Raw genomic sequence first — 11,270 nt, 5'->3', positions numbered from 1 at the left:
TGCACCGCGGACCGGTCCCGGAGTACCCTTCCTTGATCGTTGGGACGGGGAGAGCTCGGGGGAGCGGAAGGCGGTGCACGGGTGGGCTCGGGAGGCCTGGAGCTGCCCTCTGGTGACGAAGGTCACGAGGGGAACTCCGCAGACGTCCCGCCCGGCGCGGTGTCCCTGGCGCGGCCGATGGACGCGGGTGCCATCGGACCGGAGCTGGACTGGGACGCCGACGCCTGGCGCGAGGTGCGCACGCGCGCCCAGCGGGCCGGCCGGGCCTACATCTGGCTGAATCTCGTCGAACAGCGGCTGCGCGCCGTCGTCTCCGCCGTGCTGCGGCCCGTCTACGAACCCGTCCACGGCGACGAGTGGGTGGTCGCCGCCGCCGGACCGGCCGGCCAGGAGTGGGTGCAGCGCGCCGTCGCGGTCCGCGAAGTCAGCCGCCGCAAGGGCTACTTGCTCGACCCGGCCGACGACAACGTGATCAGCTTCCTCACGCTGCCGCAGCTGCGCGAGCTGATGGTGCAGCACTGGCCCTGCTTCGAGCCGTACCTCGACGAGCGCCGGGACGTCGAACTCGCCCTGGACGAACTGGAGGTCACCCGCAACGTCGTCTCCCGCAACCGGGCCCTGTCGGAGGCGGTGCTGAACCAGGCCGAGCGCGCCTCGGCGCGGCTCCTGGAGATCCTCGGGACGGGTGGCGACGTGCCCTCCGCGCGGCGGCTGCCGGTCGACGCGGTGGAGGACCTGGTCGGCGACCGCTATGCGGACGTGGTCGCGGTGCACCCGGACCGGGTGCGGCTGCTGCGCCAGTTCCCCGCCGAGGACATCTTCGGCGGCGCCCGCCGCCTCGACGCCATCGGCATCGGCCTGAACCTGCTGGTGCAGAACTTCTCCGGGCGACGCCTGGTGCGCCTGGGCGAGGCCGGCGGCCGGGTGCGGCTGCTGTTCCTGAACCCGGCCTCCAGCGCCGTCAAGCGGCGCGAGCGCGAACTCGGCCTCAAGCGCGGCGAGCTGAGCCGGTCCGTGGAGATGAACATCCTGCACATGCGCCGGGTGCGCTCCCGGCTGCGCGACCCGGGCGCCTTCGAGATCCAGGTCTACGACGAGACGCCGCGCGCCACGGCCTACCTGGTCGACGGCGACGGCTCCGACGGCATCGCGGTCGTGCAGTCCTATCTGCGGCACAGCCGGGGCATGGAGGCGCCGGTGCTCGTGCTGCGCAACGGCAACCGGGTCGTCAAGTCGGACCACGTGGACGAAGGCGGTCTCTTCTCCACCTATCGCGAGGAGTTCGAGCTGATGTGGGCGGATTCGCGCCCGGTGTCCTGACACCACCCCGGCCGCGGTGAGCGGAACACGGTCCCCGGATTGTCAGTGGCGCATGCGAGGGTGGAGATCACTGGGGGAGAGCACCACCGAGGAGGGGGGCCGCCATGGGCTGGCACCGGGAGCTGCTGATCGGCTTCGACCTGGAGACCACCGGGACGGATCCGCGCGAGGCGCGCATCGTCACGGGCGCCGTGATCGAGGTCAGGGCAGGGGAGCCGCTCGGGCACCGCGAGTGGCTCGCGGATCCGGGGGTCGACATCCCGGCCGACGCGGTCGCGGTGCACGGCATCAGCAACGAGCGGGCGGCCGCCGAGGGCCGCCCGGCCGACCAGGTGGCGGACGCCATCGCGGACGTCCTGGCGGGATACTGGAAGACGGGCGTGCCGGTCGTGGCGTACAACGCGGCCTTCGACCTGACCCTGCTCTCCGCCGAACTGCGGCGCCACGGGCTGCCGTCGCTGCGCGACCGGCTCGGCGGCGCCGAGCCGGGACCCGTCGTCGACCCGTACACCATCGACCGCTGGGCCGACCGCTACCGCCGCGGCAAACGCACCCTCGAAGCGGTCTGCACGGAGTACGGCGTCGTCCTCGACGCGGCCCACGACGCCTCGGCCGACGCCCTCGCCGCGGCCCGCCTGGCCCGCGCGATAGCCCTGCGCCACCCCAAGGTCGCCGCCCTCGGCCCGGCGGAGCTGCACCGCCGCCAGATCGAGTGGTACGCGCGGTGGGCGGCCGACCTCCAGGACTTCCTCCGCCGCAAGGGCGACCCGGGCGCGGTGGTCGACGGCACCTGGCCGCTGCGGGAACCGGCGGGCGAGACGGTCTGAACCGCGCCCGGCCCCCGCGCCCGGCCCCCGCGCCCGGCCACCCTCCGGCGAGCCGCCGGCGAGCCGCCGGGGGGCCGCGCGCCGCGGACGGTCGCTCAGAACGGGTACCAGCGCACCGTCTCGTCCCCGTCCCGCAGGGAGGCCACCCGGCGTTCGAACTCGGCCAGTGCCGCGGGGCCGGCCGGGGCGTGCTGGGCGACCCAGGCGCAGCTCGCCGTCTCGCGGGCGCCGCGCAGCACCGAGCAGCCCTCCCAGGCGCGCACGTCCCAGCCGTAGGCCGCGGTGAAGGCGTCGTACGCCTCGGCGGGCAGGCCGTAGCGGTCGCGGGAGAGGGCCATGACCACCAGGTCGTGCTCGCGCAGGTCGGCGGAGAAGGTCTCCAGGTCGACCAGGACCGGGCCGTCCGGACCGACGTGGACGTTGCGGGGCAGCGCGTCGCCGTGGATCGGGCCCGGCCGCAGGTGCGGGGTGAGCGCGGCCGCGGCGGCCGCGAAGCCGTCGCGGCGCTCGCGCAGGTACGCCGCGTCCGCCGGGTCGATCGCGTCGCCCGCCAGCCGAAGCCAGCGTTCCACACCGCCCAGCAGGTCCCGGGGCGGCAGGTCGAAGGGAGGCAGGGGCAGGGCGTGGACGACGCGCAACAGGCCGGCCAGGTCATGGGGTTCGGCGGGACGCACCGGATCGGCCAGCCGGTGCCAGACGGTCACCGGGTGCCCGTCGACGAGCAGCGCCTCGTCGACGGCCGCCCGCACCGCCGGGACCCCCGCCTCCGCCAGCCACACGGCGGTCCTCAGCTCGCGCCGCGCCCGGTCCAGCAGTTCGGCGTCGCGGCCCACCTTGACCACCAGGTCACCGCCGGCGAACACCGCGTTCTCGCCGAGCGCGAGGAGGCGCGCGTCCCGCACCGGGCCGGGCAGCACCCCCGCCGCGGCCAGTACGTCCCGCGCCCGTGCCTCGTCCATCGTCCGCCTCCGTGTCCGCGCCGGCCGGCGGCCGTTCGCTGTCGCGTGCGTCGCCCTGTGCGCGTCGCGCTGCGCGGGTCGCCGGGATCCGTTCGTTCGAACGGCCAGTGTCCCATCCGGCGAGGTCGCGGCCCGCGCGCGGTGCCCCGAGGGCGGGGACGCCCTCCGGGCCGGGCGAGGACGGGTCCGTGGGGCGAGTGCGGCGCCGCGCCGACCGCGGGGAGTGCGGGCGAGGGCCCGCCGGCTCCCCGAAGCCGACGGGCCCTCCGTCCGCGGAGCCGGGCCCCGTGTCGCGGGGCCGGCCCTGGTCGTCCCGGTGGGGAGGCCGGGGTCAGACCCCCAGCCGCTCGCCCTCGGTGCGCGCGGGGGAGGCGGCGGCGACCGCCTCCGGCGCCTCGTCGTGCGTGAGGTCGGGCAGCCGGTGCAGCCACTTCGGCAGGTACCAGTTGCGCTCCCCGAGCAGCGCCATCACGGCGGGCAGCAGCACGCCGCGGATGACCGTCGCGTCGATGAGCACCGCGGCCGCCAGGCCCACGCCCATCTGCTTCATGGACTGCATGGACAGCGTCCCGAAGATCGCGAACACGGCGACCATGATGACCGCGGCGCTCGTGACGACCCCCGCCGTGGTGACCACGCCGTGCTGGATGGCGTCCTTCGTGGACCGGCCGCGCAGCCGCGCCTCGCGGATCCGGGAGACCACGAACACGTGGTAGTCCATCGACAGGCCGAAGAGGATCACGAAGAGGAACAGCGGCAGCCAGGTGACGATGGCGCCGACGCCCTCCGCGCCCACCAGGGACGCGCCCCAGCCGTGCTGGAAGACGGCGACCAGGATGCCGTACGCCGCGCCCACCGACAGCAGGTTCAGCACGATCGACGTGATCGCCACGGTCAGCGAGCGGAACGACACCAGCATCAGCAGGAAGGCGAAGACCACCACGAAGGCGAAGACCGGGACGACCGAGCCGACGAGCTGCTCGTTGAAGTCGTGCGAACCGGCGACCTGCCCGGTGATCGGCGCACTCACCCCGTCGACCGTGCCGAGCGTCGCGGGCCGCACCTCGTCCCGCAGCTTCTCCAGGCTCGCGCCCGCCTTGTCGAAGTCGGACCCGCCGACCAGCGGGACGTACACGAAGGCGACGTTCCGCGCCGCATACGTCCTGATGTCCACCGGGCCGCGCGAGGCGCCCGAGGAGACCGCCCGCTCCTTGAAGCGCGCCAGCGCCTGCTGGACCTCCGGCGCCTCGATGTCCCCGGCCTTCACGACCACCTGGGCCGGCTCGGAGCCGCCGGGGAAGGCGTCGTTGACCCGGTTGTACGTCTGCACGATGGGCAGCGAGTCGCCGAACTCCTGGTCCAGCGTGAGCTGCGAGGTCTTCATGCCCAGCGCCGGCGCCGCGACGGCGAGCAGCGCACCGACGGCCACGACGACGGAGACCACGGGCCGGGCCAGCACACCGCGCAGCACGGTGGTCCAGAACCGGCTCTCGCCGCCGCCCCGGCGCCGCCGCCGCAGGAACGGGACACGGCCCTTCTCGACCCGCTCGCCCAGCAGCGACAGCAGCGCGGGCAGCACGGTGACCGAGCCGACCATCGCGACCGCCACCACCATCAGCGAGGCCAGACCCATCGCCTCGAACTCGGCGAGCCCGGTGAACAGCATCCCCGCCATCGCCACGCACACCGTGACACCGGAGACGACGATCGCCCGGCCGCTGGTCGCGGCGGCGATCCGCAGCGCCGTCCCCGCGTCCCGACCGGCGTCCCGCTCCTCCCGCTCCCGGCGCAGGTAGAACAGGCAGTAGTCGACGCCGACGGCCATGCCGACCAGCAGCATCACGGAGTTCGCGGTGTCGCTCATCGGCTGGAGATGGCTCACGATGCCCATCAGGCCCATCGTCGCCATGATCGCCGTGACGGCGAGGGCCACCGGCAGCAGCGCGGCCACCAGCGCGCCGAAGGCGATCAGCAGAATGCCGAGGGCGACCGGCACCGCGGAGTACTCGGCCTGCTGGAAGTCGTCCCCGAAGGCGTCGGAGTACTGCTTCCTCATGCTGGCGCCGCCGATCTCCTCGATCCGCAGCGAGCGGTGGTCCTTCTGGACACCCGCGACGGCCTTCAGCACCGGCTCGACACGCTCGCCGGCGGTGTCCGCCGCGCCCCGCATGTCGAACTGCACCAGCGCGCTGCGGCCGTCCTTCGAGATCGTCCTGGTGTCGTACGGCGACGTCACGTCCGTGACCCGCCCGGTGGCGCCGACCGCCGCGACGACGTCGGTGACGGCGGCCCGGAACTCCGGGTCGGTGGCCTTCGTCGTGCCGTTCCGGGCCTGGACCAGGACGCTCTCGCTCGCCGGCTGCTCGATCCCCGCGTCCTCGATGATCTTCGCCGCGGTGTGCGTCTCGCCCTTGAGCTGGTCGCTGTCCTTGACGTCCACCCGGCCCGCCGCCGAACCGAGTCCCATCGCCAGGACGACGAACACCACCCAGATGCCGACCGCCGCCCATCGGTGCCGTGCGCTCCAGCCGCCGGCCCGCGCGGCGAGGCCACGCACCCGCGCTTCCTGGTTCCCCATGACGGCCTGCCCCCTCGTGCGCGGTGACGGCCCCCTGCCGCCACCTTCCGCCTCGACGGTAGGGGCGGCAGGGGGTACGTCTCGTCGTGCTGCCCGGTGAAGTGCCGCGACCGCGGCTACTCCTCCCGGACCCCGGCTCCTCCGCACGGGGGAGGACGGCGGCCCCTTACAACTACCGTGTGTTCTAGGGGGTGATGCTCAGGGTGTCCGTTCCGCGGGGAGGGCTCGGCGTGGGGAAGCGGAAACCTTGTTGAACACATCACAGCCGCGTGTAGGAGTTGATCCACACGCCGGGATCCGCAAGGGTTTCTTTCGTCCGGCCCCACGGCCGGTGGCCGTCGTGCCCGCCCCCACGGGGCACGACGGCCGCTCTATGGTGGGGGCATGACGAGGTATGCGGCGCTGCTGCGCGGGGTCAACGTCGGCGGCAGCAGGAAGCTCCCGATGGCCGAGCTGCGCGCCCTCATGGACGGGCTCGGCTACGGCGGGGTCGGCACCTATCTCCAGAGCGGCCAGGCCGTCTTCGCCACCGGGCACGGCGACGAGGAGTCGCTCGCCGCGGAGCTGGCGTCGGAGGTCGAGAAGCGGTTCGGTTTCCCGGTGGACGTGATCGTGCGCGATCACGCCTATCTGCGGGCCGTCGCCGAGGCGTGCCCGTTCCCGGCCGCCGGGCTGGAGGGGAAGCAGCTGCACGTCACGTACTTCTCCCAGGCCGTCGAGGCGGCCCGCTTCGCGGAGATCGACCCCGGCAGCCACCTCCCCGAGGAGTTCCGCCTCGGCGACCGGGCCCTGTACCTCTACGCCCCCGACGGCCTCGGCCGTTCCAAGCTCGCCGAGCAGCTGTCGCGGCCCCGGCTCACCAAGGGGCTGATCGCCACCACGCGGAACTGGAACACCGTGCTCAAGCTGATCGAGCTGACCGCCGGGGAATGACCGCGGGCGCCCTTCGAGGAGCGGCCCCGCCCAGACCGCGGCCGACCGGGGGTCAGGAGAAGCCCGCTGATTGGACCAGGGAAAAGCCCGCTGATTGGGCCGGGAGGGTATGCGAGTGCGCCGTTAGCCTCGCGGACATGACGAGCGCCTCACCCACCCGTGTCGACTTCTACTTCGACCCCGCCTGCCCCTTCGCCTGGATCACCTCCCGCTGGCTGCTCGAGGTCGAGCGCGAGCGCCCGCTCGACCTCCGCTTCCACGCGATGAGCCTCTACCTGCACAACGTCGGCAACGAACTACCCGACTGGTACCGGACATTGGTCGACAAGTCCCTCGGACCGGTGCGGGTCGCCGTGGCCGCCGCCGCACAGCACGGCGAGAAGGTGCTGCGCGACCTCTACACGGCGTTCGGCACCCGCATCCACGAGGGCGGGGTGGAGGACTTCGACGCGGTGGTCGCCGAGTCCCTCGCCGAACTCGGACTCCCGGCCGAACTCGCCCGCGCCGCCCACGACCCGTCGTACGACGAAGCCGTACGCCGCAGTCACGAGGCCGGTGCCGAGCGCGACTCGGGCGGCTACGTGGGCACGCCCACCCTCCATGTCGACGGGACGGTGTGGTTCGGGCCTGTGCTGGGCGCCGTCCCGCGGGGTGCCCGCGCGGCCGAACTCTTCGACAGCTTCCGGGTGCTGGCGGGCTGCCCCGACCTCTTCGAACTCAAGCGCACCCGCACCGGCGCCCTGCGGTTCGACTGACGGCCGAAAATCGACCCCGACGAACGCTCCGCGGTGACACATGCGCCCGTCGTGACGCTGAAGCAGAAGCCGACCACGGCACGCCGGCCTTCCGGCGGGCGGTGGCCGGGCCGTCCGCGGACCGGCACCACGGGGGAGTGCCGGGCCGCGGACACCTCGGTGTGTCGGGGCCGCGACAGTCGCCCGGTCCCGTCCGAGCCGGCCCTCCCGGAACCGGGCCGTCCTCAGGCGCCCAGCGCCGTCAGGGCCGGCCTGCGCGCCGCGTCGTAGCGCTCCAGCAGTACCCGCGCCACCTCCGGGGCGGGGCCCAGCACCTCGGCCAGGACGTCGGCCCGCGCCTCGGCCGCGCCCCGCGCGATGCGATCCGGCAGGAAGCCCGGCGCGAGGACGTACGGCGCGACCGCGACCCGCGCGCAGCCGAGTGCCCGCAGTTCCCGCACCACGTCCTCGGTGCGGGGCAGGGCCGCGGAGGCGAACGCGGGCCGCACGGCGCACCAACCGGTGTGCCGCCACTCCCGCGCGATGTCTGCGATCACCGCGCTCGCCTCCGGGTCGGTGGACCCCGCCGAGGCCAGCACGACCCCGGTCGAGGACTTCTCGGCGGGGTCCAGCCCCGCCTCGTACAGGCGCCGCTCCAGGGCGCCGATCAGCAGCGGCGACGGGCCGAGGACCTCCGCCTGCCGGATCCGCAGCCGCGGGGGCGCCTCCCGCAGCACCGCCGGGATGTCCGCCTTCGCGTGGAAGGCGCGGGTCAGCAGCAGCGGCAGGGCCACGACGTCCCGCACCCCCTCCGCCGCCAGCGACTCCAGCACCGCCGGCACGGACGGGACGTTGAAGTCCAGGAACCCGGTCTCCACGCGCAGCCCGGGCCGCATCCGGCGCACCCTCTCGACGAGGGCGTGCACGGTCGCGGCATGGCGCGCGTCGCGGCTGCCGTGGGCGACGACCACGAGGACGGGGGACGGGTGGCGCATGGGGGTTCAGCCCTTGACGAGGAGTCCGCGGCTGCGCAGCACCCACCGCTCCAGCGGACTGAAGATCAGCAGGTCGATGGCGATGCCGACGACCAGGATGAGCAGGATGGCCTCGAAGACCATGGCCATGTCGCTGGCGTTGCGGCCGTTCTCCAGCAACTGGCCGAGGCCCACGCCGAGGTCCGGGAAGGAGGCGATGATCTCCGCCGCCATCAGGGAGCGCCAGGCGAACGCCCAGCCCTGCTTCAGACCGGCGACGTAGCCGGGCAGGGCGGCGGGCAGCGTGATGTGCCAGGTGCCCCGCAGGCCGGACGCGCCCATGGTGCGGCCCGCCCGCAGGAACAGCGGCGGCACCTGGTCGACGCCGGAGACCAGGCCGTTGGCGATCGAGGGGACCGCGCCGAGCAGGATCACCGCGTACATCATCGAGTTGTCCAGGCCGAGCCAGATCACGGCCGGGGGCACCCACGCCACCGACGGCAGCGACTGCAGACCGGACAGGACCGGTCCGAGGGCCGCGCGCACGAACCTCACCCGGGCCACCAGCAGGCCCAGCGGGGTGCCGATGAGCAGGGCGAAGAAGAAGCCCAGCAGGCCTCGCGAGACGCTGGTCCAGATGAAGCCGAGCAGGGTGCCCTGCAGCCACGCCTCCCGGACGGTGTGCCACACCGCCGCCGGCGAGGGCAGCTTGGTCGGGTCCGTGACGATCCTGAGGCTGATCAGGCCCTGCCACACCGCGAGGACCACCACGACGGCGATCACCGGTGGCAGGATCTTGTTCACGAAGGTCTGCCGGAACGGCGGGCGGCCCGTCGTCCTCGCCTCCAGCGCGTCCAGGCCCGCCTCGACGCTCGCCGCGTCCTGGGCCGTCTTCGTCTCAGTGCTGGCCATGGCGCCGGATCTCCCCCCGCAGTACTTCGGTGATCTCGATGGACAGTTCGGCCACCGGGGCGTCCTCGATGCGGCGCGGCTGCGGGATGTCGACCGTCCACTCGCGGGCCACCCGGCCCGGCCGGGAGGACAGCAGCACGACGCGCTGCGCGAGCCGTACCGCCTCGCGCACGTTGTGCGTCACGAACAGGACGGACAGTCCCGTCTCCTGCCAGATCCGGGTCAGCTCGTCGTGCAGCACGTCCCGGGTGATGGCGTCCAGCGCGGCGAACGGCTCGTCCATCAGCAGCAGGCCGCTCTCCTGCGCGAGGGCGCGCGCCATCGCCACGCGCTGGCGCATCCCGCCCGACAGCTCGTGCACCCGCTTGCCGTACGCGCCCTTCAGCCGGACGAGTTCGAGCAGCTCCTCGGCCTTGCCGCCCCGGTCGGACCGGGGAACGCCCCTGAGTTTCAAGGCGAGTTCGATGTTCTTGCCCGCGGTCAGCCACGGGAACAGGGCGTGCTCCTGGAACATCAGCGCCGGGCGCCCGTCCGTCGTGATGGAGCCGGTGGTGGGCCGGTCCAGGCCCGCCACCAGGTTCAGCAGCGTGGACTTGCCGCAGCCCGAGGCCCCCAGGAGGGTGACGAACTCGCCGGGCGCGACATCGAGGCTGATGTCGTCCAGGACGAGCTGCTGCCCACCCGGTCCCGCGAAGGACTTCGAGACATGCTCAAGGCGAGCCGCGTGCGCGACGGACTCGTCGGCCTTGGCGAGGATCGTGGCCATGGTCGTCACCTCCTGGAAGGGTCGGGGTCGTGGGTCAGCTCGTGCCGAGACCGGCGTCGGACACGGTGCTCCGGCCCGCGTCCTCGAGGACCTTGTTGAGGATCGTGAGGTCGTAGATCCCCTTCAGGTCGGGCTCGGCCAGCAGACCGGCCCTGGCCGCGTGCTCCGCCTCGGTGCCGAGGGTCGAGGCCAGCGGGTCGTCGGTGATCTGGATCGACTTCCACGCGGGGTCCAGGACGTTCGCGGGCAGCGCCTTGCCGGAGTCCGCCTCCAGCTGCCTGTTCGCGGCGGCCTTCGCCCGGTCCGGGTCGGCGGCGATCCACTTGTTGGTCGCGACGGAGGCCCTCAGCACCGCCTCGACGGCCTTCGGATGCCGCGCGAGGAACTTCTGCGACACGATGATGTTCGTGATCACGAACTTCTTGCCGGGCCACAGCGAGGACTCGTCGAGCAGCACCCTGCCGCCCTCGGCGACCAGCTTGGACGCGGTGGGTTCGGGCACCCAGGCGCCGTCGATCGAGCCGGTCCTGAAGGCGTCCGGGGTCACCTTGTTGTCGCTGCGGACGACGGTGACGTCGCCCCTGCCGCTCTGGGGGTCCACCTTCCAGCCCCGGCCGGCCGCCCAGTTGAGGAACGCGACGTCCTGCGTGTTGCCGAGCTGGGGCGTGGCGATCCGCTTGCCCTCGACGTCCTTCAGGGACGTGATCTTCTTCGGGTTCACGACCAGCTTCACACCGCCGGACGCCGAACCCCCGATGATCTTCAGGTTCTTGCCGCCCGACTTGGTGTAGCCGTTGATCGCGGGGGAGGGGCCGATCCAGCCGATGTCGATGGAGCCGGCGTTGAGGGCCTCGATCTCGGAGGGGCCCGCGTTGAAGGTGGCGTACCGGGCCTTGGTGGCGCCGAGTTCCTTCTGGAAGATGCCCTGCTCGCGTCCGACGAGTGCGGTCGCGTGGGTCAGGTTGCCGAAGTAGCCGATCTTCACGGAGTCGAGGCCGTCGACCTTCTTCGCCCCGGCCGCCACCTGCTGGCGGGAGGAGTCGTCCTTGGCCTCGGAACCGTAGCCGCAGGCGGCCAGGGTGAGCAGCGGCAGCGCGGCGATCACCGCGAGGGTACGGCGGAGCGAGGGTGTGGCAGGCACGGGAGGGTGTCCTCTCGGAGGCCCGGCGGTCACGGTCTCTCAGGTCGTGGCCGGGAGGTCGGCACAGGGTTTTCGTCGCTTCCTGTGGGGGGACGGGGCGCGCAGGCGGTGCGCGTACGTCATCGC

Annotated in this window: 10 protein-coding genes; 4 read left to right on the top strand and 6 right to left on the bottom strand. The window is 73.2% G+C overall.

Annotated elements, in window-relative coordinates:
- Positions 1 to 81 precede the first annotated feature (81 nt).
- Both ACIPM1_RS17605 and ACIPM1_RS17600 read left to right on the top strand, forming a co-directional pair.
- Entirely contained in the window at positions 82 to 1,320 is a 1,239-nt protein-coding gene (locus ACIPM1_RS17605) for an SAV2148 family HEPN domain-containing protein (protein WP_402435209.1), read from the top strand.
- A gap of 104 nt (positions 1,321 to 1,424) precedes the next feature.
- Complete coding sequence (locus ACIPM1_RS17600; protein WP_402435206.1) at positions 1,425 to 2,147, top strand: 3'-5' exonuclease; 723 nt, start codon at positions 1,425 to 1,427, stop codon at positions 2,145 to 2,147.
- Between the two features lie 95 nt (positions 2,148 to 2,242).
- On the opposite strand, the gene ACIPM1_RS17595 is transcribed toward ACIPM1_RS17600, so the two are convergent.
- Positions 2,243 to 3,106: a phosphotransferase enzyme family protein gene (locus ACIPM1_RS17595; RefSeq protein ID WP_402435203.1), complete on the bottom strand. Its 864-nt coding sequence runs from the start codon at positions 3,104 to 3,106 to the stop codon at positions 2,243 to 2,245.
- Between the two features lie 331 nt (positions 3,107 to 3,437).
- Entirely contained in the window at positions 3,438 to 5,684 is a 2,247-nt protein-coding gene (locus ACIPM1_RS17590) for an MMPL family transporter (RefSeq protein ID WP_402435200.1), read from the bottom strand.
- 384 nt (positions 5,685 to 6,068) lie between these two features.
- On the opposite strand from ACIPM1_RS17590, the gene ACIPM1_RS17585 reads away from it, so the two are divergent.
- Positions 6,069 to 6,617: a DUF1697 domain-containing protein gene (locus ACIPM1_RS17585; protein WP_402435197.1), complete on the top strand. Its 549-nt coding sequence runs from the start codon at positions 6,069 to 6,071 to the stop codon at positions 6,615 to 6,617.
- A gap of 137 nt (positions 6,618 to 6,754) precedes the next feature.
- Positions 6,755 to 7,372: a DsbA family protein gene (locus tag ACIPM1_RS17580; RefSeq protein WP_402435194.1), complete on the top strand. Its 618-nt coding sequence runs from the start codon at positions 6,755 to 6,757 to the stop codon at positions 7,370 to 7,372.
- 224 nt (positions 7,373 to 7,596) lie between these two features.
- On the opposite strand, the gene ACIPM1_RS17575 is transcribed toward ACIPM1_RS17580, so the two are convergent.
- The 4 genes from ACIPM1_RS17575 to ACIPM1_RS17560 are packed head-to-tail and all read right to left on the bottom strand — an operon-like array spanning position 7,597 to position 11,144.
- Entirely contained in the window at positions 7,597 to 8,346 is a 750-nt protein-coding gene (locus ACIPM1_RS17575) for a sirohydrochlorin chelatase (RefSeq protein ID WP_356184453.1), read from the bottom strand.
- 6 nt (positions 8,347 to 8,352) lie between these two features.
- A complete protein-coding gene (locus tag ACIPM1_RS17570; RefSeq protein WP_402435191.1) occupies positions 8,353 to 9,237 on the bottom strand; it encodes an ABC transporter permease in 885 nt (294 codons plus the stop codon).
- On the bottom strand, positions 9,224 to 10,003 hold the full coding sequence (locus ACIPM1_RS17565; protein ID WP_402435188.1) for an ABC transporter ATP-binding protein: 780 nt from the start codon (positions 10,001 to 10,003) through the stop codon (positions 9,224 to 9,226). Before ACIPM1_RS17565 ends, ACIPM1_RS17570 begins: the two co-directional genes overlap by 14 nt.
- 34 nt (positions 10,004 to 10,037) lie before the next feature.
- The gene (locus ACIPM1_RS17560; RefSeq protein WP_402435185.1) at positions 10,038 to 11,144 is read right to left on the bottom strand and encodes an aliphatic sulfonate ABC transporter substrate-binding protein; all 1,107 of its coding nucleotides are present in this window, start codon (positions 11,142 to 11,144) and stop codon (positions 10,038 to 10,040) included.
- Between the last annotated feature and the right edge of the window lie 126 nt (positions 11,145 to 11,270).

The organism is Streptomyces sp. NPDC086766 (assembly GCF_044746005.1).
GTDB lineage: Bacteria > Actinomycetota > Actinomycetes > Streptomycetales > Streptomycetaceae > Streptomyces.
Note: the sequence above shows the minus strand (reverse complement) of the source record. Positions and strands in the feature narration are given on the sequence as shown.